Source organism: Mesorhizobium sp. 43Arga, from assembly GCF_053714255.1.
This window is the reverse complement of record NZ_JBSKBO010000002.1, coordinates 105080-125190: the sequence shown is the minus strand read 5'-3', so window position 1 is coordinate 125190 and position 20111 is coordinate 105080. Positions and strand designations below refer to the sequence as shown.

Sequence of the window (20111 nt, the reverse complement as noted above, 5' to 3'; positions counted from 1 at the left end):
TCAGCGCGCCATCGCCGCCTCGAGCACCTTGAAAATCCGCTGGTCTTCGCACTGGGCGACGTTGAAGCGCAGGAAGCGACTGGCCGTCTGAGACAGGCTGAACGCGTTGCCGGGCGCCAGCACGACGTTGTCGGTCAGCGCCCGGCGGGCGACTTCGGCCGCGTCCACGCCATCGGGCAGGCCGCACCACAGGAACAGGCCGGCCGGCTGGTCGATCCAGGGCGTGATGCCGATCGCCTTCAGCCGGGCGCCGGTCTCGGCCATGCCGCGCGCCAGCTTCGTGCGCAGCAGATCCATGTGCTTGCGGTAGCTGCCATCCTTCAGCAGGGTCAGCACCAGTTCGGCCGCCAGCCGTCCGCCGCCGAAGGTCGTGGCGATCTTGAGGTCGGTCAAGCCCTCGATCCAGTCGCGCGGCGCGGCGATGAAGCCGCAGCGCACAGATGCCGACAGCGTCTTGGAGAAACTGCCGATCTGGACGACGCGGCTCAGGCCATCGAAGGCAGCCAGCCTCGGGGCAGGGGCGTGTTCGAAATCGGCGAAGATGTCGTCCTCGACGATGGTCAGGTCCGACTGGTCGGCGAGCTTGAGCAAACGATGCGCGGTCACCGGCGACAGGATCGCGCCGGTCGGGTTGTGGATGGCGGAGTTGGTGATGTAGAGGCGCGGCCGGTGCTCGGCGAGCGCCTGCGCGAACAGTTCAATATCCGGCCCCGAGGGCGTGTAGGGAACGCCGACCACCTTGGCGCGGTGGGCGCGCAGCAAAGCGTGGAAATTGAAATAGCAGGGATCGTCGACCAGCACCGTGTCGCCGGGTTCGATCAGGAACCGGCATAGGAGGTCGATGGCCTGCGTGCCCGATTCCGTCAACATGATCTGTTCAGGCGAAACTTCGATGCCATGCCCGGCCAAGCGCCGCGCCAAGAGTTGCCGCAGCGGCGGCAGGCCAAGCGGCGTGCCGTAATCGGCGAGCGCGACATCGTCGGCGCGTGCTGCCGTGCGCAGTGCCCGACGCAGCCCGGCCTGCGGCATCCAGGAGGCCGGCAGCCAGCCGCAGCCGGGTTTCAGCACCTCGTCGCCGGCGTCCAGCGACTGGCGCGAAACCCAGAGCGGATCGACGGCGCGGTCGAGCCGGGGACCGATCTCGGCCAGGGACAGCGGCGCCAGCGAGCCGGCGGCATAGAAACCCGAGCCCGGCCGGGAGCGGATCGTGCCTTCGGCGGCGAGCCGCTCATAGGCTTCGACCACGGTGGATTTCGACACCTGCATGGATTGGGCGAAGGCGCGGATCGACGGCAGCCGGGCTCCCGGTGTCAGGCTGCGCGCGACGATCCGCTGGCGGATGGTCGCCATGACGCTTTCGACCAGGGTAGGGGCGCTCAGGGTTCGCGCGTCATCAGTTTCCAAGGCGAGGTCGGCCATCTGTACTGCTCAATATGCCATTACAGTTTCGTATAATTGTACCGCATTGTCTCTGGCTGCACCATCGCATCTGCCCGATAGAGGGCGAAAGCAATGGAGCCTGGAATGGACAAGACCGCGAGCGGCTGGGTGAACGGATTTATCGGTGTGCTGATCTTCTCAGGTTCGCTGCCGGCCACGCGCGTGGCGGTGATGGATTTCGACCCGACCTTCGTGACGTCGGCACGGGCCGCGATTGCCGGGCTGCTTGGCCTGGCGATGCTGCTGCTGTTCCGGGAGAAACGTCCGGAGCGTGGCGATCTGGTGTCACTAGTGATCGTGGCACTGGGCGTGGTCGTTGGCTTTCCCCTGCTGACCGCTTTGGCGCTCAGGCACATCACCTCGGCCCATTCGATCATCTTCATCGGCCTGCTGCCGCTGGCGACCGCGATCTTCGGCGTGCTGCGCGGCGGCGACCGCCCAAGGCCGGCGTTCTGGCTGTTCTCGTGCATCGGCAGCGCACTGGTCGCCGGTTTTGCGCTGACGCAGGGCGTAACAGCGTCGCCGGTCGGCGACGGCCTGATGCTCGCCGCCGTCGTCGTCTGCGGCCTGGGCTATGCCGAGGGCGCCGCGCTGTCGCGCAGGCTCGGCGGCTGGCAAGTGATCTGCTGGGCGCTGACCCTGTCGCTGCCGGTCATGCTGGTGCTGAGCTTCGCGACCCTGCCGCCATCCTTTGCCGGCATCGGCTCCCACGCCTGGATCGGGCTCGCCTATGTCTCGCTGTTCAGCATGCTGATCGGCTTCGTCTTCTGGTATCGCGGCCTGGCGCAAGGCGGCATTGCCGCGGTGGGGCAACTGCAGTTGCTGCAGCCCTTCTTCGGCCTGGCGCTCGCGGCGAGCCTGCTACACGAACAGGTCAGCCCGCTGATGGTGGTCGTCACGTTGGGCGTGGTGGCCTGCGTGTTCGGCGCGAAGAAGTTTGCGCGGTAGTTCGCAAGGCGCCCCCCGGGTGCCTAGAACTTCGTCACCACCCCAATGCCAATCCCCTCGAAGCCACCCATCGCCATCAACGCCGCGGGCGCCTCGTCGAGGCTGATCCTCTTGCCGACCAGCAGTTCGGGCTTGAGCTTGCCATGGCGGATCATGTCCATCATCGCCTGGTAGCGGTAGGCCTGCATGCCGTGGCTGCCGAGGATTTCGAGCTCGAAGGCAATGATCTTGTCCATCGGCACTTGCGGGCGGGCGTGCTCGCCCAGCATCAGGCCGACCTGCACATGGCGGCCGCGCCGGCGCAGATTGGCGATCGAGTTGAACGAAGTAGTGGGGTGGCCGAGCGCGTCCATCGACATATGGGCGCCGCCATTGGTGATCTGCTTGACCGCCTTGACCACATTCGGCGTCGTTGACGCATTGATGGTCGCGACGGCGCCGATCTTTCTGGCGAACTCCAGCTTCTCGTCGGTGAGGTCGATGGCAATCACGTTGGCGCCCATCGAACTGGCGATCATGATCGCCGACAGGCCGACGCCGCCGCAGCCATGCACCGCCACCCATTCGCCAGGCTTGACCCGCCCCTGGTCGACGATCGCGCGGAACGAGGTGACGAAACGGCAGCCGAGGCTGGCGGCGGTGGCGTATTCCATCTCGTCGGGCAGGCGCACCAGATTGGTGTCGGCATGTTCGATGCCGACATATTCGGCGAACGAGCCCCAGCCGGTGAAGCCGGGCTGCGTCTGGTGCTCGCAGACCTGATGGTTGCCCGAGCTGCATTCGAAGCAGCGGCCGCAGCCGACGGCAAACGGCACCGTCACGCGGTCGCCGGCCTTCCAGCGGCTGACCTGCTTGCCGGCGGCGACGACGACGCCCGCCAGTTCATGCCCAGGCACGTGCGGCAGCGTGATGCCGTCATCATGGCCCATCCAGCCATGCCAGTCGCTGCGGCACAGCCCTGTCGCCTCGACCTTTATGACGACGCCATCGGCGGCTGGCTTCGGATCGGGGACGGTCTGGATCGTCGGCGCTTCGCCGAATTTCTCGAAGACGACGGCTTTCATCGGTCACTCCACCCTGCGCGATAGATCGGTTCTTTGTTTTATGGAAACAAAGAACCGATCTATCTCATTGTTTTGGCGCAATCCCGGACGGAAAACCGCATCACACTTTCCTGGAATTGCTCTGGGGAAACGATAGCCGATTCCCTGTCCGGTCAAGCGGAAATCGATTCCGCTACGCATATTGGCCGGTCGGCTGACGCTGACGCGTCGGCGGCCTTATTCGGCATCGATCTGGTTTTGCGGCGCGGCCTTCTGGAAGGCCGGCAGCGCCATGCAGGCGGCGTTGATGCGGGTGATCGTCGGGTAGGGCGTCAGACCGACGCCGAAACGAGCGTTGCTGGTGATTTGTGCCGCCAGGCAGATATCGGCGAGACCCGGCGCCTCGCCATGGCAGAATGTTCCAGTCTCAGGCGACGAAGCCAGAATCTTTTCAAGCGGCTGAAAGCCTTCGTTCACCCAGTGGCGGAACCAGTTGGTGATGTCCTGGTCGCCGGCGCCGAACAAGGTGCGCAGCGAGGTTAACACGCGCAGATTGTTCACCGGGTGGATGTCGCAGGCGATCATCTGCGCCAGCATTCTCACGCGCGCCCGGCCAAGCGCATCCTTCGGCAGCAGCGGCGGCGCGGGCTGGATCTCGTCGAGATATTCGATGATCGCCAGCGACTGCGTCAAAAGCGTGCCGTCGTCGAGCACCAATGCCGGCACCAGCCCCTGCGGATTGACTGCGAGATAGGCCGGTTCCAGATGCTCGCCATGGCGAAGATGATGCGGGACATAGTCATAGGTCAGCCCCTTCATTTCCAGCGCGATCCGCACCCGGTAGGAGGTGGAGGAACGATAGTAATTGTGCAGGACGATGTCGCTCATGGCTATGTCGTTCATGACTTTGGCTGGCCAATGGTCACTTCGATCGTGCCGATGCCGTCGACGCCGCCGGTCATCGTCTCACCCGGCTTGACCGCGCCGACACCGGCCGGCGTGCCGGTGAAGATCAGGTCGCCGGCCTGCAATTCTACGCCCTCGCTGCAGATCGAGACAATGTCTGCTATCGGCCAGATCAGCTCGGCGAGATCGGCGTCCTGCCGGGCCCTGCCGTCGACGGCGAGCCAGATGCGCCCCTTCGTCGGGTGCCCGGATTTCTGCGCGGGTACCAGGGGGCCGCATGGGGCGGAACGATCGAACGCCTTAGCCCAATCCCAGGGCCGCGCCGCCTTCTTGGCCTCGTCCTGGAGATCGCGGCGGGTGAGGTCGATGCCGACGGCGTAACCCCAGACATGGTCCAGCACCTTGCCGCGGGGAATGCGGAAACCGGCTTTGCCGATCGCGGCGACCAGTTCGATTTTATGGTGCAGATTGGCCGTCAGCGGCGGATAGGGGATCACGGTACCGGTATCGACCACCGTGTCGGCCGGCTTGGTGAAGAAGAAGGGCGGATCGCGCTCGTCATTGCCGAATTCGCGCGCATGCGCCGCATAGTTGCGGCCGACGCAGAAGATGCGTCGCACGGCAAAGCGCTCGACCGACCCGCTGATGGCGACGGAAGGCGTTGGCGGCGCGGGAAGGACGAAGGCGGTCATGGCAGTCTCTGCGTCGGGTATCAGGATGATGGCGGTACCTTCGGCCGATTTCGGGGGCCGGGCAAGGCGTCGCTTTTCATAAAACACGGGCTTTGCCGGGGCTGTATGAGCAATTCAGGGTTCCCATCACTTTTGCAGCGGCCTGTCGACTGCGATAGACTATTTGCTAATAATCCGGCCATGGTCGCGGGGCTATGGTGTGGCCGATAAACCGGAACGAGCCACATGACAGTACCCAGCGATCGCGCCCGGTTCCTGATCATCGACGACCATCCGCTATTTCGCGAGGCGCTGCACAGCGCCGTTCAGATGGCCTATCCCGAAGTCGATACGGTCGAGGCGCGCTCGATCGCCGAGGCGCTCGATCTGCTGGCCGACGCCAAGCCTTTCGACCTTGCGCTGTTAGATCTCTCAATGCCCGACGTGCACGGCTTCGACGGGCTGCTGCAGCTCCGGACCCGCTATCCGCGGCTGCCGGTGGTGATCGTTTCGGGATATGAGGAGCCGCGGATCATTTCCGAGGCGCTGTCCTATGGTGCCGCCGGCTTCATCCCGAAATCGGCGCGCAAGAGCGATCTCGCCGCCGCCATCCGCTCGGTGATGGACGGCGCGATCTATGTGCCGGAAACCTATGAAGGCCAGCCGGCCGACGCCGACAGCATCGACCGCGCCGACATGGTCCAGCGCCTGTCCAAGCTGACGCCGCAGCAGCTGCGCGTGCTGCAAATGCTGCGCCAGGGCCTGCTCAACAAGCAGATCGCCTATGAGCTGCAGGTCGGCGAGACCACGGTGAAGGCGCATGTCTCGGAGATCCTGCGCAAGCTCAACGTCTACAGCCGCACCCAAGCGGTGATCGAGGTTTCGAAGCTGGACAATGCGGAGTTGTTCAGGGATCAGGCTGGGTTTTGAGCTGCCGGCGCCGATACTCCTGCAAACGAAGCAGCAACATGCTGCGATCCGGTGAGAACAATGTCTCAATGGCATTTGATTTGCTTGTACCTATCCGAATGATATAGACGAAATGATTTCTCTCGTTTCGCCTAGTTCTTCATCGATGAGGTCGTATTCGTCGCCCTCGGCAAGGTAGGTCACGAATGCAAAATCGTTTCCATTGGACAAATACCATGCCGACAAGGTTTGATCTGCAGTCCGTGACGAAACGCCAACGCACATTACGTCGCCAAATTCTGTCGCAAAAATCCGCTCGACATCTATAAAATTGTTTCGACAAAACTCTGTCACAAATGACCTGAGAACATCGAAATTCGCATTTGGCTTTTCCCCACTACGATATTTCGCAATAGAGAATTGGAGTGCGCCGCCTGCATCTGATGCCTTTGCCAACGTAGGGGGTGACCCCCGAGGAAGGTCGTCAGTTATGTCTTCCCATCCAACGGGCGCGTCGAAGGTGATGCCATGGAATTGAACTATCATTGGATTTACAGGATCTCTCAGTCCAGCATGGTGAACGCACTGCGTGGTTCACGGCACCGCATCCGCGCGCATTAGCGTGACCCGCCTTATCCGATCTGCTGATACTCAACATGTATTGAATGACGCGCCTCATCAAATCGGTCCCAAGGGCCGAATTCACCCAAGGATCTCGCCGTGCGGCGCCGTTTCTTGAGGGTGCGCCAAAGCTACTCAGCACATCGTTGCGCCTGAATGAAAAGGGAATGTCCAAGAAATCTCGATCTAAATTTTCGGCCTCTATGAATATGGTGTCTATTGTTTCGTCATCGTAGCAGATGAAGGAAAATTTGTCGCGCGCGGAGACGTAATGTATGCGGATTTCCGGTCAGGATCACCAGTCCGCTTGAACTTCCAGGACTCAAACGGCGGTGACGTCAAAAGAGATGACGCCGGCTTTCCCAGGTAATCAAGCAACGCATGAGCCATTCTAAGCCAGCAAATGCGCCAGCAGCGCCCGTAGTTGTGCCGGCTTCAGTGGTTTGCGCATCAGTTCGATGCCGCCGGCGCGCGCGGCCTTGGCGACGGCTTCGGAACTGTCGGCGGTGACGATCAGCGCCGGGACGGCGCGGCCGAGATAGTCGCGGACTTCCGATATGGTGGCGGTGCCGAGATCGCCGCCGTCGAGATGCTGGTCGGCAATGATGATGTCGGGCACCCAGTCGGTGTCGCCGAGCAGGTCAAGCGCGTCGTCGGTCGAGGTCGCGGCACGCACCAGGCACTGCCAGCGCTCGAGCAGGAAGGTCATGGCCTCCAGCACCTCCGCGTCGTTCTCGACCAGCAGCACCTTGGTGCCGAACAGGCCGTAGCCGCGCGACCGCTCCAGGCTGGTGGCGCTGGCGATGGCGTCGGCGGGGGCGCCGATGCCGACGGGGACATCGATATGGAAGATCGTGCCGCGCCCGACCTTCGAGGAGAAGGTCACGGGGTGGCCGAGGGCGCCGGCCATGCGGCGCACGATGGCAAGCCCGAGCCCAAGGCCGCCGCCGTCGAGCCCGGCATTGGCGGGCAAGGTGCCGCGATGGAATTCCTCGAACACCGCCTCGCGCTGGTCCTCGGGAATGCCGCAGCCGGTGTCGGCGACATCGATGCGGATCGTGTCGCCGCGATGCCTGGTGCCGACGAGCACGCCACCCGAGCGGGTATAGCCCAGCGCGTTGGAGAGGATGTTCTGCAGGATGCGGCGCAGCAGCGTGCGGTCGGAGCGGACCACGGCGTTGACGGGCCGGAATTTCAGCGACAGCCGCTTCATTTCGGCGACCGGCTGGAAATCCGATCGCAGCGACGAGAACAGCGCCTCCAGGCTGACGTCGCCGATGTCGGGGTGCACCACACCGGCATCGAGCTTAGAAATGTCGAGCAGGGTGCGCAGCAGGTCCTCCATTGTTTCCAGCGAGCGCTCGACCTGCCGCACCAGCTTCCTGCCTTCGTCGCTGGTCTGCACCTCTGCGAGCGCCGAGACGGACAGGTGTGCCGCGTTTAGCGGCTGCAGCACGTCATGGCTGGCGGCGGCGAGGAACCTCGTCTTGGACAGGTTCGCGAACTCGGCGTTCTCCTTGGCGGCGCTGAGGTCGATGTTGGACTGCTCCAGCCGCCGCAAGGTGGAGTGCAACTCCTCGGTGCGCGTGCGCACCCGGTTCTCGAGCGAGATGGCGGTCTGGAACAGCGAGAAGGCATTGCCTTGCTGGTCCATCGAGCGCTCGACGCGGTCGACCAGTGCGGCGTTGATCTTCTTCAGTTTTTCGAGATCGTTTATGTCCCTGAGCGGCATCGTGTGGCGCCGCCTTATTCCGCCGCTTGCCGTTCGCCGAAGGCGATGCCGGTGAAAGTCTGGTTGAGGTGCATCGACCGGTACTGCTCGCCATAGGTGCCGAAGCCGACGACATTGTTGACCCGGTAGAGTTCAGAAATGTCACGAAAGACCTGGCGGTTGCGCGCATCGAGGCGACGCAGCACGCAGTCGAAGCCGAGGATCAGGTCGATGCCGCCCAGCCTCTCCTCGACCTCGCGCAGGGCCGCGCGTGTCGATTCCACCATGTCTTTTGGCTGGGCGATCGACAGCACGACGCCATCGTCGATGGCGCAGAAGAACGACAGCGAGCCGTCCGCGTGCATCCTCTGGATCGAGCGACAGTAATACTCGCCGCCCACCTTCACCACCACCGGATGCGACGCGAAACTGAGCGGCGTCAGGGTCTGCGGGACGATGCCGACGGAAGCGGCATATTCTTCCGCCGCATTGGTGGCGTTGAACTCGCGCACGATGCGGTGATCTGCATCTGACGCCGTGACCACCAGCTTTTCGTCAGTCGGAACGAAATTGTCGGTCTTGAAGACGTGGAACGGAATTTCCGTGGCGATCAGCACGATGATGGCGCTGTCCGAGGTGACCCTGCCATTCGAGATCAGCCGCGTCGTCTCGAATTTCAGATCGTCGCCGGCCGAGCCGCCGAGCAGCGGTATGTCGTCAAGGCCCCAGTGGATGGCCGAACTGACCGCTTCCTCGGCATAGGACAGCCCGTCGATGAAGCAGAGCGCGAAGGTGTTTCTGGTCCGCTCGCCGCCCACCCTGACGCGCAGCTCGCGCCGCAGGGCCTCGACCTCGCCGGTGATCCTGTCCATGCCCGACGAGGATAAATTGTCGACCATCGCGCAGACCGCGGTGAACGACGCCGAGGGAAGCAGCATCGCCAGCATGTGGCCTTCCTCGAGCCCCTGCGGCGTGATCTCGCCGGCGGTGGAGCAGCCGGCATGGTGGAGCCCCGGCGCGTGCGCCGCGAGCGCCCGCGACAGGGCGCCGGCGTCGACAAGGCTCTGGGAAAAAAACAGCAGCGCAAAGCCGGCGTCGATTGCCGCGGCCTCGCTGGCCACCGCGCGAGCGAAAGCATCCGGGTCGGGCTCGTCCGTGGTCAGCGCCGACAAGCCGCATGCGTAGCGCGTCCGTGAACTGGTCAGCGGCGTTCTCCCGCATTTCCTCCGACGCTGTCTTATACGCGGCTGTTTTTACAGGCTTCTGGCGCGCAGGCGTCGAAGGATATTGTTGCTTCCAATCGGCGTTTTGGCAATGGGGCGAGGGGAATGCACCTTCAGCCTTGGCCATGACCGAAAGTACAATGATCCACCTTTTCCGTCGCGCTGTTTTTTGTGCGTTGTGCGGTGTACGAATAACGCATGGCCGAAGTGCCAGCGGCGCGTCGGCAGCGTGATGACCAAGGTTGATACCCAGGGAGGATTCATGTCGGACGTTTCGTTGATGGTGAACGGCAGGCGGGTCAGCGGGGCCGCCGAGGACCGAACGCTGCTGGTTCATTTCCTGCGCGAGAATCTCGGCCTGACCGGCACGCATGTCGGCTGCGACACCTCGCAATGCGGGGCCTGCGTCGTCCATGTCGACGGCAAGGCGGTGAAGTCCTGTACCATGCTCGCGGTGCAGGCGTCCGGCTCGAGCGTTGTGACGATCGAAGGTCTCGCCAACGGCGCCGACCTGCATCCCGTGCAGGCCGCCTTCAAGGAACATCACGGCCTGCAATGCGGCTTCTGCACGCCAGGCATGATCATGACGGCAACCGACATGATCAACCGCCATCCCGAAGGCCTCGACGAAGCGACGGTGCGGACCGAACTGGAAGGCAACATCTGCCGCTGCACCGGCTACCACAACATCGTCAAGGCGATCCTCGCCGCATCGAAGACGATGGCCAAAGGGGCCAAGGGCAAGGCGAAACAAGCTGCGTAGGCAGTAGGCAGTAGGGAGTAGGGAGTAGTGAGTAGGGCAAAACGGCGATACGGAACCGCGAGCCCTTCCCCCACTGCCTAACTCCTACTGCCTATTCCCTTAGAATCGGGAGGAATTTCGGATGGGCATTGAAGGTGTTGGCGCTCGGGTCGCGCGCAAGGAAGACAAAAGATTCATCACCGGCGCCGGCCGCTATGTCGACGACATGGTGGTTCCCGGCATGAAGCATGCCGCCTTCGTGCGCAGCCCGCACGCGCACGCGCAGATCAAGAAGATCGACGTCAAACGAGCGCAAGCCATGCCCGGCGTCATCGGCGTGCTGACCGGCAAGGAGCTCAAGGCCGACGGCATCGGCAACCTCATCTGCGGCTGGATGATCCATTCCAAGGACGGTTCGCCGATGAAGATGGGCGCCTGGTCGCCGCTGGCCGTCGACAAGGTCCGCTATGTCGGTGACGCCGTCGTCATCGTCGTGGCCGAGACCAAGGGGCAGGCCCGCGACGCGGCCGAGGCGGTCGAGATCACATACAAGGAATTGAAGGCCGTCGTCGAAGCCACCAAGGCGCTCGAAAAGGGCGCGCCGCAGATCCACGCCGAAGCCGAGAACAACCTGATCTTCGACTGGGAGATCGGCGATGCCAAGGCCACCGACGCGGCGATCAAGGCAGCGGCGCATGTCACCCGCATGAAGATCGTCAACAACCGGCTGGTGCCGAATGCCATGGAGCCGCGCGCGGCTCTCGGCCACTACGACAAGGCCGAGGACCATTACACCTGCTGGACGACCTCGCAGAACCCGCATGTCGCGCGGCTGGTGATGAGCGCCTTCTACAATGTCGCGCCGGAAAACAAGCTGCGCGTCATCGCGCCGGATGTCGGCGGCGGCTTCGGCTCCAAGATCTACATCTACCCCGAAGAGATCGTCTGCCTGTGGGCTTCCAAGAAAACCGGCGTGCCGGTCAAATGGGTCGCCGACCGCACCGAAAGTTTTCTCTCCGACGCGCATGGCCGCGATCATGTCTCGACGGTGGAAATGGCTTTCGACAAACAAAACCGGATAACCGGTCTGAAAGTCGACACGATCGCCAATCTCGGCGCCTACATGTCGCTGTTCTCGTCCTGCGTGCCGACCTATCTCTACGCGACACTGTTGTCGGGCCAGTACGACATTGCGGCCATCCACGCCAATGTGCGCACGGTCTACACCAACACGGCTCCTGTCGATGCCTATCGCGGGGCAGGGCGGCCGGAAGCCACCTATCTCCTGGAACGCACGATGGAAGCGGCGGCGCGTGAGCTTGGCGTGTCGCCTGCCGAATTGCGGCGCAAGAACTTCATCACCTCCTTCCCGCACCAGACACCGGTGATCATGAACTATGACGCCGGTGACTATGGCGCCTCGCTCGATGCGGCCATGAACGCTTCGGACTATGCCGGCTTTGCCAAGCGCAAGGCGGCGGCGGCCAAGAAAGGCTTGCTGCGCGGCATCGGCATGAGCTGTTACATCGAGGCCTGCGGCATCGCGCCGTCGGCGGCGGTCGGCTCGCTCGGCGCCGGCGTTGGCCTCTGGGAATCGGCCGAAGTGCGGGTCAATGCCGTGGGCACGATCGAGGTGCTGACCGGTTCGCACAGCCATGGCCAGGGCCACGAGACGACCTTCGCGCAACTGGTCAACCAGCGTTTTGGCGTGCCGATCGATTCGGTTTCGATCGTCCATGGCGACACCGACAAGGTGCAGATGGGCATGGGCACTTACGGTTCGCGCTCGGGCGCGGTCGGCATGTCGGCGATATCAAAGGCACTCGACAAGGTCGAGGCCAAGGCCAAGAAGATCGCCGCCCACCTGCTCGAAGCCGACGAGGGTGACATCGTCATCGAGAACGGTGCGCTGAAGGTTGCCGGTACCGACAAGAACGTGCCTTGGTTCCAGGTGGCGCTGGCCGCCTATACCGCCCACAATCTGCCGGCAGGGATGGAGCCTGGATTGAAGGAAACAGCCTTCTACGATCCGTCGAACTTCACCTTTCCGGCGGGCTGCTATATCTGCGAGGTCGAGATCGAGCCGGAGACCGGGACGACCGAGATCGTGCAGTTCGTGGCCGCCGACGATTTCGGCAACATCATCAATCCGATGATCGTCGAGGGCCAGGTGCATGGCGGCATCGCGCAAGGGATCGGCCAGGCGCTGCTGGAAGGCGCCCACTATGATGCCAGCGGACAGCTTCTGACCGCGAGCTACATGGACTATACGATGCCCCGCGCCGGCGACCTGCCGTCGTTCAAGGTCTCGACCTCGAACACGCCATGCCCGGGCAATCCGCTCGGCATCAAGGGCTGCGGCGAGGCCGGCGCCATCGGCTCGCCGCCGGCGGTGATCAACGCCATCACCGATGCCATCGGCATCGCCGACATCGCCATGCCCGCCTCGCCACTCACCGTGTGGGCCGCGATCCGCGCCGCGAAGCACTGAGGAGGAACAATCATGTATTCGGTCAACTACCATCGTGCCGCCTCGGTCGCGGATGCCGCCAAGCTGGTGAAGAACGGCGACGCCAAGCTGCTGTCCGGCGGCATGACGCTGATCCCCGCCATGAAGACGCGGCTGGCGGCCCCTTCCGATCTCGTCGATTTGTCGCGCATCAAGGAGATGCAGGGCATCAAGGTGTCGGGAAAGACGGTCACCATCGGCGCGGCCACCACGCATTTCGACGTCTCCAACGACGAGAAGCTGAAGAAGGCCTGCCCGGCGCTTGCCGGTCTGGCGTCGCTGATCGGTGACCCGGCGGTGCGCCACAAGGGCACGATCGGCGGTTCGATCGCCAACAACGATCCGGCGGCCGACTATCCAGCAGCTCTTCTGGCGCTGGGCGCCACGATCGTCACCAACAAGCGCGAGATATCGGCCGACAAGTTCTTCAAAGGCCTGTTCGAAACGGCCTTGAAGGATGGCGAGATCATAACGGCGGTCTCCTTCACCGCGCCGGCCAAGGCGGCTTACGAGAAATTCCGCAACCCGGCTTCTCGCTACGCGATCGTCGGCGTGTTCGTGGCAAAGGGCAAGGACGGCGTCAGCGTTGCCGTCACCGGCGCGGGCGACGACGGCGTGTTCCGCTCGAAGGAGATCGAGGCAGCCCTTGCGAAGAATTTCGACGCCGCATCGCTCGCCGGCGTAAAGGTGCCGGCGAAAAACCTGATGAGCGACATACACGCTTCCGCCGACTACCGCGCCAATTTGATCGCGGTCATGGCCAAGCGCGCGGTGGCGGCAGCCAACGCCTGACAGGTATCAGTTACCGACATGAAAGGGGCCATCTTGGCCCCTTTTTCATATGCAGTGGTGTATTCGTGCGGCTTGTGAAGGAAATGCCGCCACGCGACCACTCCTTTGCTCGAAGCACTTGCGGCAGCTTGCCGCCCAAGGAACCGCATCGTCGCCAATCTCGCACTTGCACAAACTTATATTGCACTGCAGTATGGGCTGGGGCGGGAATGCGAGCCGGGTTCGGATATGTTCCGCCGTGCCCTTTCGCATGCCAATGCGAAGGGACCGGCATGTCCGAAATTACCGCCACCCGGATCGTTCCATCCCGATCCGTCGTCGACCGATCGGCCCGAACAAGATTGGCCTATCTCGACGGCTGGCGCGGCCTGTCGATCGCCCTGGTGCTGATCGGGCATTTTTTCCCGGTGCCCGGAATCAATCTCGGTGTGCTCGGCGTCGAATTCTTCTTTGTGCTGAGCGGCCGGCTGATGGCCGAGATCCTGTTCATCGAACGCTACCCGCTGAAGAAGTTCTTCAAACGCCGTTTCTCGCGCATCTACCCGGCGCTTCTGGTCTTCGTCGTCATTTCCATGATTGCGCTCTCCGGCACGTTCATCGCCTTCAAATGGAAGGCGGCGCTGACGGCGCTGACATTCACTTACAATTACGCCGGAATTCTCGTCACACGGGCCGGAGCGTTGGACCACATCTGGTCGCTTTGCGTCGAGGAACACGCCTATATCATCCTGGCGCTGATCAGCGCGCTCGTCTTCAGCCGCAACCGCGTCATTCCTTTGCTGCTGACGCTGGCCTTGCTCGCAATGGCCAATGGCGCGGTGTCGTACTGGGTGTTCGGGCTGGATTACGAGGCCACTTACTGGCGCACCGATGTGCACATCGCCTCGATCCTGCTGTCAGCTTCGATCTGCCTGCTCAAGGCCGAAGGCCGGCTGCCGGCGGTGCTGAAAGGGCCTTATATCGCCCTGGCAGCGGCGGCGGGCGCGGTTCTGCTGTTCATGGACCCGGTGCCGACGCCGATCCACTATCTCCTGGCGGTGCCGCTGCTGGCGCTGGCCGTCAATGCGCTCGATTTCAGCACACCAATTTTTTCCAATTTGCTCTCGTCCTGGCCCATGGCGACGTTGGGCTTGTGGTCATACTCGCTCTATCTGTGGCAGCAGCCCTTCTACAAATTCGTCTATGAGCAAGGCATCAGCCCATGGCCGATGCTGGCCGGGGCCTTTGCCTGCGCGCTTTGCAGCTACTACCTCGTCGAGCGGCCGGCGCGTGAATGGTTGAACCGCAATTGGTGATTCAGGCCTCATCGCGCCGAGGCACTGTTGTTGCGAGCCTGAGGTAGCGCCGCAGGCCGGCTTCGCCGCGTGGCGTTGTCCAGCGATGGTTCCAGGCGAAGGCTGGTCGCAGCAGTGGCGCCAGGAATTTGAGGATCGGCCTCTCGACCGTGACCTGCCAGGTCAGTTGGACATGGGTGCCGCTGCCCGACGGCGACAGTTCGGCCCGCCACAGCCCGTCGAAGTCGCCAAAGGTTTTCACGACGACCAGCCGGCCAGGCTCGAGTTCGGCGGCCTCGATGATGAAGTTCAGTTCATAGGGCAGTGCGCCCCGCGCCCGTGCCCTTGCCCGCGAGCCGACGGACGCCTTGCCCTTGCCGTCGAGGGGCACCACTTCCTTGTAGACCTCGCCCCACCAGAGCGGCAGCAGTTCGGCGTCGGAGAGCACGTCCCACACTTGCTGCGGCGTGCCCTCGGGAATGTGCCAGCTTTCGTCGAAGCGGAAGACGTTGCTTGGCATCGCGGTTCCTCCATTTGGTGGAACGCGTATATTAGGGGAAGCTTCTTTATTCGGCCAGCAATCAGGCGACGATCTGCTTGACGTAATAACGCACCGCTTTCTTGCCGCCATGGATCACCGCGTCGCCGACCTCGGCAAAGCCCAGCGCGGCGTGGAAGGCATCCGAGGCGGGGTTGGGCGGATCGGCGTTGACCTCGCAGGTGACCAGCGTGTGGCCGGCGCGCTCCGCATGCTCGAACAGGTCCTGATAGAGCCGGCGCGCATGGCCGCGACCCCTTGCATGCGCCGCCACGACGACGCGGTCGACATAGATGAAGCGTTCGTAGCGTTCGCAAAACCAGAGGAAATTCGGGCTGTCGTAATTGGCTTCCTGGTCGAAGGTCATGATGAAGGCTTCGAGATCGCCGATGCGCCGTGCATAGAACGCCTCGCCGAGTAGGAAAGACAGCCGCTCGGCTTCGAGCCAGGACAGTTCGGCGGCATGCTCGTTGTTGAGCGCCAATATGTCCGCTTCGTCGCGTTGCGCTATGCGGTCTATCGGCGAGGTCATGCCCTGGCCGCCGCGATCGTCGCCGCCACCAGCGGTGTGTCGGTCACTGTGTTGCGGTACTCGCGATCGAGGTCGGAGCCGCCCATGCCGACCTTGGGATTGCGGTAGCTCATGGCGCTCGGTACGTCCTTCAGCGCTGCGAAGTGCATCTCGGCCAGTCCGGTCTTTTGGCGCACCTCGGCGATGTTGACGAGATCGAGCCCGCCGCAACCGAGGATGATGATGCGGTCGCCAGCCTGCCGCACCAGATCCGCCAGCAAGGACAGGCCTTCGATCGCGGTGTCGCGCTGGCCGCTGGTCAGCACGCGGCCGACCTTGCAGCGGATCAGCGCCTCCAGCGCTTCGGCCGGGTCGCGTGTCATGTCGAAGGCGCGATGGCAGGTGACGTTGAGGGAGCCGGCGGCCTCCGTCAGTTCGCTCATGCGCTTCTCGTCGATGGTGCCGTCGGCATTCAGGCAGCCGAACACCACGCCAGGCACGCCGAGATCGCGCAGCGCGGCGACATCGGCGAGCATCGAGCGGTATTCGGTTTCGCTGTAGAGAAAGTCGCCGCCGCGCGGCCGCACCATGACGTGAAACGGCACGGTCGCCTGGTCGAGAGCCGCGCGCACCGTGCCAAGGCTCGGCGTGATACCGCCCTCGACCAGGCTGGCGCACAGTTCGACCCGGTCGGCGCCGGCAACCTGCGCGGCGAGCAGGCCATCAATGCCTTCGACGCAGATTTCGATGAGGGGGAGGCGGGTTTCCGTGGTCAAGGGGCGATCCAGTCCATGATGTTGCGCAAAGCCCTAGCACCCGGGCGGCTGGCGCGAAAGCGCGAAGGGCGCACCGCCATTTGGACCAGGCGACATTTCCCGGCTTGACAGTCTTATAACCGGTCAGTTATGAGTAACCCATAGCCGGCCGGTTATTGATTGATCGGCAGCTGCGCGACGACAGCCGAAATTCCATCTGCTGAAATCCCGGATGCGCTGCTTCCGGGCTCGGCAAAACACGTCCTGACGAAAGGCTTCAAAAGGAGAAGACCATGCAAGCCAGACTCAAGAATCCCGTGATGCTCATCCCAGGCGCCCTGCAGGCGCTGCTGGCGTTGGACAAGTCGACCGAGGCAGCCGACATACCCTATGTGACGCGCAAGCTCATTCATCTGCGCGCCAGCCAGATCAATGCCTGCAGCCTCTGCGTCGACATGCACGCGCGCGAACTGAAGAAGGCCGGCGAGAAGGACGAGCGCATCTTTGCGTTGGCGGCATGGCGCGAGACGCCCTACTTCACCGACGCCGAAAGGGCGGCCCTGGCGCTGGCCGAGGCCGGCACGAGGCTCGCCGACCGGCCCGACGCCGTGCCGGACGATGTCTGGGACGAAGCCGCCCGCCACTATGATGAAAAGGCGCTTGCGGCACTGGTCGTCCAGATCGCCCTGATCAACGCCTTCAACCGGCTGAACGCGACGACACGACAGATGGTCGGCAGCTGGGGCTGAGCGCTGTCCTGCGCTTGAGGCAGGATGGCTATCCGCTACGGAGCGGGAAGGCGGGCGGCGCGTTGCCTCTCGCCTTTCGGCGCATGAGCGTGACGCTTGGCCGTTACTGCCGCAATTCCGTATTCTTGGCGCCTTCCTCGACCTGGTCGATGACCAGGAGCTTGACCGGGCCATCGCCGATATTGGTGGCCTGATGCCACTGGCCGATCATCTCGATGATGAAATCGCCGGTCTTGTAGGTGTTGCTGTTGCCGGTCTCGACATTGGTGACCTTGAGCGTTCCGGCCTCGACATAGGCGTAGCGCGGGAAGGGGTGCCGGTGCACCGGCAAGGTCGCGCCCACCGCGATGTCAAAGGTCGACACCAGCACCTGCACGTTCTTTTGCGGCAGCGTGATTGGCTGGCCGGAAGCGGTGGTGGTGCGCGATGCCAGCGGGGTGACGACGACAGGCGTGCTGCTGTCGAGTGCAAGGGCGCAATTCGCGTAAAGCGCAGCCGCGGCCATCAGCGACGAAACCAGGATTTTGCGCATGAGTCCTCCCTGAACGGACGCATCTATCGCGCGGCGGACAGCTGGGCGCAAGCGGTGCAGCGCCCGACATTGCGATGAATGGCTCAATCGACCCACCAGCCGAAGACTTCCTTCTTTTGTCTCCGCCGGCTTCATTTAATTGGTGGATGAAGCCATATATGCGTCGATGCTAATATAAATGCGCGCACTTACGCCCTGTGTTTTGCAGAGGCTCGCTGGCTTGGGTGGCCCAATATGAGCAAGACGATACTGATTGCTATCGCTGTCTTTGCCATCAGCATCGGCTACGCCGAGGCCAAGGACAAGGACCGGTCGGCTTGCACCGCGTCGAGCCCGCTCTCCAAAGTTCTCGGTAACAAATGTTTCCTCGTCAAGGGTTCGATGATCTATGGCGACATTGCCGAGCTTTCCCGAATAGTCCGCTTGGGCTGGTAGCCAGGGGAGCGGCATGTTTCGCCATTCTCTTTGCCCTTGTGGTCGAGCAATGCTCGACCACAACGCAAGCCAGCTCCCTTTCGGAAGAGCTTGACGATTTGAGGTGATGGCGCCGGCGAACTCGCCTTCGTGGAAAAGTCTGATTGCCAGTTTGATCTGATTTGACGCGGGCTCTTTGCGCGTCATTCGCAGGAGCTTGCCAAAACGAGCATGGTTTTCCACCGTTAACTCTTTGGATCGAGTTTTCTTGCTAGCGCTTCGGTGACTCGTTTATTAGAGACACCTTATGGAGCGACGGCACGCAATCCGAAGAGTCAGTGATGGACGATGGGAGGTCTACGACATAGACAACGACAAGGTTGTGCGCGTGGGTGGAGTGCCGTTGACAAACTTGTTGGATGAAGACGCGCTCGACGCGTTGGACCTGATAAAGGATGGCTTCCTGACCCCGGGCCAGTCCAGGAGGGCAAAGGCCTAGGCAAGGTGCCAGTTCAGGGCGACTGGTCGGGCGGCGGAAGTTGCAATCCCAAATGCAAACGCTGATTCACAGCGAAAGCGACGGCATCGGGCTCACGTTCGAAGGCTCTGGAATAGGTGTTGCCGTCCGTTGTTACGATCGTAACAACCCACTCGCCTAAGGATTGGCTGATTTCTACAATTGGGGTCGACGGTTTGGTGTCGGCCATGCTCCTGCTTCAAAAACTGACGGTTTCGGAATGTCTCATGAAGTCCGTCGCTCATCATATTAGCGCACATGAATATAATGCCATAGATGGCTGGGATTCTCCTAGCCATTAGCGTCGCGATCGAACATTGGGGTTCCGCCGTGCAAATGGTGCATGCGGTAACAGGTTGACCGCGTCGAAGGAAACCTTCCGCCACTGCAGCCACAGGGAGCGGGTAGCGCGCTCCTTGCTCTGTCCTAAGGATGGCTATCGCACCATAAATCAGTGTCTCGCCCCGGCGCCTTCTTGCTTTGATGGCGTATGGCTTCCGCAGCGACAATGCGAGATCAAGGTCTTCTGGATAGTTTGCCAGCAAGATTTCCAACGCCTGAAACCCGATATCGATTAAATCACAGTTTTCGAAGGTGGCGTTCGAACATCGCCACCTTATGTTCGTAGCCAATCCGAACCTTTGCCTTGCAGCCATCGCATTTGAAACTGCCGATCGTTCTCACCCACGAACCCGTTTTCTTCATCGAGTGAGAACACGCCGGACATTGAAACTCTATGGCCACGTTGCGCAGTTTATTGGACAGGGGCATTCCGCATCTCTCCCTGGTTGACCCGCCGCCAATTCACGGCAGCGACAGGAGCCCCAAGGAACCGCGGGACTTGCTGGAGCGTAGGAACCCCTGCCGCTACAGCAACCTTTAGCGAGGTCTAATGTTCCCACATATGAACGCCGTGTAGGAAGTGGAACACCACGGGCCGGTACGTCAAAGTGAATAGCGCCGGATGGTGGAAGGGCGTAGTATGCATTGTCGTCCGCTCCCGGTCCGAGGCACGCGGATGCTTGAAAGAGAACATCATGCTTTCGCCCCGACGAGGGAGGAAGCGCCATGTCCTTCCCCACCTATATAGGCTCTGAAGAACTCGACATGCTGGCCAAGGCATTGAAGAACCATTGCCTGGCCTATGCCATCCCGGCCGTCGATGAGCGAGACGATGTTGCACGGCTTATCATGGTGCATCAAGGAACGGTCGGCCTTAGGTAAATGTCCGCATGCCGGGAGGGCTACACTGATGCCAAATAAAGCCAAAGAGCCACGGCCGGCGCCCGACCCGAATAAGACGGCT

The 20111-nt window shown here is 62.4% G+C and carries 21 protein-coding genes; 9 read left to right on the top strand and 12 right to left on the bottom strand.

Going from position 1 to position 20111, the window contains the following annotated elements; translation table 11 throughout:
- Positions 1 to 1419, bottom strand: a complete 1419-nt coding sequence (locus ACWGS8_RS06960) for an aminotransferase-like domain-containing protein (protein ID WP_454580233.1) — start codon at positions 1417 to 1419, stop codon at positions 1 to 3.
- A 105-nt stretch (positions 1420 to 1524) separates the two neighbouring features.
- On the opposite strand from ACWGS8_RS06960, the gene ACWGS8_RS06955 reads away from it, so the two are divergent.
- Positions 1525 to 2388, top strand: coding sequence for a DMT family transporter (locus tag ACWGS8_RS06955; RefSeq protein WP_454580232.1), 864 nt, complete (start codon positions 1525 to 1527; stop codon positions 2386 to 2388).
- A gap of 23 nt (positions 2389 to 2411) precedes the next feature.
- Here the strand turns inward: ACWGS8_RS06955 and ACWGS8_RS06950 are convergent, their stop codons facing one another.
- The 3 genes from ACWGS8_RS06950 to ACWGS8_RS06940 form a co-directional block, all read right to left on the bottom strand.
- A complete protein-coding gene (locus tag ACWGS8_RS06950) occupies positions 2412 to 3452 on the bottom strand; it encodes a zinc-dependent alcohol dehydrogenase family protein (protein WP_454580231.1) in 1041 nt (346 codons plus the stop codon).
- A gap of 216 nt (positions 3453 to 3668) precedes the next feature.
- Positions 3669 to 4319, bottom strand: coding sequence for a maleylacetoacetate isomerase (gene maiA, locus ACWGS8_RS06945; protein ID WP_454580230.1), 651 nt, complete (start codon positions 4317 to 4319; stop codon positions 3669 to 3671).
- Between the two features lie 11 nt (positions 4320 to 4330).
- Positions 4331 to 5029, bottom strand: a complete 699-nt coding sequence (locus tag ACWGS8_RS06940) for a fumarylacetoacetate hydrolase family protein (protein ID WP_454580229.1) — start codon at positions 5027 to 5029, stop codon at positions 4331 to 4333.
- 225 nt (positions 5030 to 5254) lie between these two features.
- On the opposite strand from ACWGS8_RS06940, the gene ACWGS8_RS06935 reads away from it, so the two are divergent.
- Positions 5255 to 5938, top strand: a complete 684-nt coding sequence (locus ACWGS8_RS06935; RefSeq protein WP_454580228.1) for a response regulator — start codon at positions 5255 to 5257, stop codon at positions 5936 to 5938.
- A gap of 90 nt (positions 5939 to 6028) precedes the next feature.
- Here the strand turns inward: ACWGS8_RS06935 and ACWGS8_RS06930 are convergent, their stop codons facing one another.
- The 3 genes from ACWGS8_RS06930 to ACWGS8_RS06920 form a co-directional block, all read right to left on the bottom strand.
- Positions 6029 to 6373, bottom strand: a complete 345-nt coding sequence (locus ACWGS8_RS06930; protein ID WP_454580227.1) for a hypothetical protein — start codon at positions 6371 to 6373, stop codon at positions 6029 to 6031.
- 556 nt (positions 6374 to 6929) lie between these two features.
- A complete protein-coding gene (locus ACWGS8_RS06925) occupies positions 6930 to 8270 on the bottom strand; it encodes a hybrid sensor histidine kinase/response regulator (RefSeq protein WP_454580226.1) in 1341 nt (446 codons plus the stop codon).
- Positions 8271 to 8284: 14 nt separating this feature from the next.
- Positions 8285 to 9421, bottom strand: coding sequence for an FIST N-terminal domain-containing protein (locus ACWGS8_RS06920; RefSeq protein WP_454580225.1), 1137 nt, complete (start codon positions 9419 to 9421; stop codon positions 8285 to 8287).
- Between the two features lie 313 nt (positions 9422 to 9734).
- Between ACWGS8_RS06920 and ACWGS8_RS06915 the strand changes: the two genes are divergently transcribed.
- The 4 genes from ACWGS8_RS06915 (at position 9735) to ACWGS8_RS06900 (ending at position 14810) form a co-directional block, all read left to right on the top strand.
- The gene (locus ACWGS8_RS06915) at positions 9735 to 10235 is read left to right on the top strand and encodes a (2Fe-2S)-binding protein (RefSeq protein ID WP_454580224.1); all 501 of its coding nucleotides are present in this window, start codon (positions 9735 to 9737) and stop codon (positions 10233 to 10235) included.
- A 121-nt stretch (positions 10236 to 10356) separates the two neighbouring features.
- Positions 10357 to 12705, top strand: a complete 2349-nt coding sequence (locus ACWGS8_RS06910; RefSeq protein ID WP_454580223.1) for a xanthine dehydrogenase family protein molybdopterin-binding subunit — start codon at positions 10357 to 10359, stop codon at positions 12703 to 12705.
- Between the two features lie 12 nt (positions 12706 to 12717).
- Positions 12718 to 13515 carry an FAD binding domain-containing protein gene (locus ACWGS8_RS06905; RefSeq protein WP_454580222.1) on the top strand — a complete coding sequence of 266 codons (798 nt, stop codon included), beginning with the start codon at positions 12718 to 12720 and terminating at the stop codon, positions 13513 to 13515.
- Between the two features lie 272 nt (positions 13516 to 13787).
- Positions 13788 to 14810 carry an acyltransferase family protein gene (locus ACWGS8_RS06900; protein WP_454580221.1) on the top strand — a complete coding sequence of 341 codons (1023 nt, stop codon included), beginning with the start codon at positions 13788 to 13790 and terminating at the stop codon, positions 14808 to 14810.
- A gap of 1 nt (position 14811) precedes the next feature.
- Here the strand turns inward: ACWGS8_RS06900 and ACWGS8_RS06895 are convergent, their stop codons facing one another.
- The 3 genes from ACWGS8_RS06895 to ACWGS8_RS06885 form a co-directional block, all read right to left on the bottom strand.
- Positions 14812 to 15309, bottom strand: a complete 498-nt coding sequence (locus ACWGS8_RS06895; RefSeq protein ID WP_454580220.1) for an SRPBCC family protein — start codon at positions 15307 to 15309, stop codon at positions 14812 to 14814.
- 61 nt (positions 15310 to 15370) lie between these two features.
- Positions 15371 to 15859, bottom strand: a complete 489-nt coding sequence (locus ACWGS8_RS06890; protein WP_454580219.1) for a GNAT family N-acetyltransferase — start codon at positions 15857 to 15859, stop codon at positions 15371 to 15373.
- Positions 15856 to 16614, bottom strand: a complete 759-nt coding sequence (locus ACWGS8_RS06885) for a copper homeostasis protein CutC (RefSeq protein ID WP_454580218.1) — start codon at positions 16612 to 16614, stop codon at positions 15856 to 15858. The genes ACWGS8_RS06890 and ACWGS8_RS06885 overlap by 4 nt, the downstream gene beginning before the upstream one ends.
- A gap of 272 nt (positions 16615 to 16886) precedes the next feature.
- Here ACWGS8_RS06885 and ACWGS8_RS06880 point away from each other — a divergent pair, with 272 nt between their 5' ends.
- On the top strand, positions 16887 to 17342 hold the full coding sequence (locus ACWGS8_RS06880) for a carboxymuconolactone decarboxylase family protein (protein ID WP_019858596.1): 456 nt from the start codon (positions 16887 to 16889) through the stop codon (positions 17340 to 17342).
- A gap of 103 nt (positions 17343 to 17445) precedes the next feature.
- Here the strand turns inward: ACWGS8_RS06880 and ACWGS8_RS06875 are convergent, their stop codons facing one another.
- Positions 17446 to 17874 carry a cupin domain-containing protein gene (locus tag ACWGS8_RS06875; RefSeq protein WP_454580217.1) on the bottom strand — a complete coding sequence of 143 codons (429 nt, stop codon included), beginning with the start codon at positions 17872 to 17874 and terminating at the stop codon, positions 17446 to 17448.
- Between the two features lie 234 nt (positions 17875 to 18108).
- Between ACWGS8_RS06875 and ACWGS8_RS06870 the strand changes: the two genes are divergently transcribed.
- The gene (locus tag ACWGS8_RS06870; protein WP_454580216.1) at positions 18109 to 18309 is read left to right on the top strand and encodes a hypothetical protein; all 201 of its coding nucleotides are present in this window, start codon (positions 18109 to 18111) and stop codon (positions 18307 to 18309) included.
- Between the two features lie 491 nt (positions 18310 to 18800).
- Here ACWGS8_RS06870 and ACWGS8_RS06865 read toward each other — a convergent pair whose 3' ends face one another.
- Positions 18801 to 18995 carry a hypothetical protein gene (locus ACWGS8_RS06865; protein ID WP_454580215.1) on the bottom strand — a complete coding sequence of 65 codons (195 nt, stop codon included), beginning with the start codon at positions 18993 to 18995 and terminating at the stop codon, positions 18801 to 18803.
- 878 nt (positions 18996 to 19873) lie between these two features.
- Between ACWGS8_RS06865 and ACWGS8_RS06860 the strand changes: the two genes are divergently transcribed.
- Positions 19874 to 20029 carry a hypothetical protein gene (locus ACWGS8_RS06860; protein ID WP_454580214.1) on the top strand — a complete coding sequence of 52 codons (156 nt, stop codon included), beginning with the start codon at positions 19874 to 19876 and terminating at the stop codon, positions 20027 to 20029.
- Positions 20030 to 20111 lie beyond the last annotated feature (82 nt).

Bases quoted from the DNA above. Each gene is read 5' to 3' on its own strand.
- ACWGS8_RS06955 (WP_454580232.1), top strand. From the start codon at position 1,525: ATGGACAAGACCGCGAGCGGCTGGGTGAACGGATTTATCGGTGTGCTG.
- ACWGS8_RS06900 (WP_454580221.1), top strand. From the start codon at position 13,788: ATGTCCGAAATTACCGCCACCCGGATCGTTCCATCCCGATCCGTCGTC.
- ACWGS8_RS06870 (WP_454580216.1), top strand. From the start codon at position 18,109: ATGAGCAAGACGATACTGATTGCTATCGCTGTCTTTGCCATCAGCATC.
- ACWGS8_RS06950 (WP_454580231.1), bottom strand. From the start codon at position 3,452: ATGAAAGCCGTCGTCTTCGAGAAATTCGGCGAAGCGCCGACGATCCAG.
- ACWGS8_RS06940 (WP_454580229.1), bottom strand. From the start codon at position 5,029: ATGACCGCCTTCGTCCTTCCCGCGCCGCCAACGCCTTCCGTCGCCATC.
- ACWGS8_RS06905 (WP_454580222.1), top strand. From the start codon at position 12,718: ATGTATTCGGTCAACTACCATCGTGCCGCCTCGGTCGCGGATGCCGCC.
- ACWGS8_RS06895 (WP_454580220.1), bottom strand. From the start codon at position 15,309: ATGCCAAGCAACGTCTTCCGCTTCGACGAAAGCTGGCACATTCCCGAG.
- ACWGS8_RS06860 (WP_454580214.1), top strand. From the start codon at position 19,874: ATGTCCTTCCCCACCTATATAGGCTCTGAAGAACTCGACATGCTGGCC.
- ACWGS8_RS06890 (WP_454580219.1), bottom strand. From the start codon at position 15,859: ATGACCTCGCCGATAGACCGCATAGCGCAACGCGACGAAGCGGACATA.
- ACWGS8_RS06925 (WP_454580226.1), bottom strand. From the start codon at position 8,270: ATGCCGCTCAGGGACATAAACGATCTCGAAAAACTGAAGAAGATCAAC.
- ACWGS8_RS06910 (WP_454580223.1), top strand. From the start codon at position 10,357: ATGGGCATTGAAGGTGTTGGCGCTCGGGTCGCGCGCAAGGAAGACAAA.
- ACWGS8_RS06915 (WP_454580224.1), top strand. From the start codon at position 9,735: ATGTCGGACGTTTCGTTGATGGTGAACGGCAGGCGGGTCAGCGGGGCC.
- ACWGS8_RS06935 (WP_454580228.1), top strand. From the start codon at position 5,255: ATGACAGTACCCAGCGATCGCGCCCGGTTCCTGATCATCGACGACCAT.
- ACWGS8_RS06875 (WP_454580217.1), bottom strand. From the start codon at position 17,874: ATGCGCAAAATCCTGGTTTCGTCGCTGATGGCCGCGGCTGCGCTTTAC.
- ACWGS8_RS06960 (WP_454580233.1), bottom strand. From the start codon at position 1,419: ATGGCCGACCTCGCCTTGGAAACTGATGACGCGCGAACCCTGAGCGCC.
- ACWGS8_RS06865 (WP_454580215.1), bottom strand. From the start codon at position 18,995: ATGGCCGACACCAAACCGTCGACCCCAATTGTAGAAATCAGCCAATCC.
- maiA (WP_454580230.1), bottom strand. From the start codon at position 4,319: ATGAGCGACATCGTCCTGCACAATTACTATCGTTCCTCCACCTCCTAC.
- ACWGS8_RS06880 (WP_019858596.1), top strand. From the start codon at position 16,887: ATGCAAGCCAGACTCAAGAATCCCGTGATGCTCATCCCAGGCGCCCTG.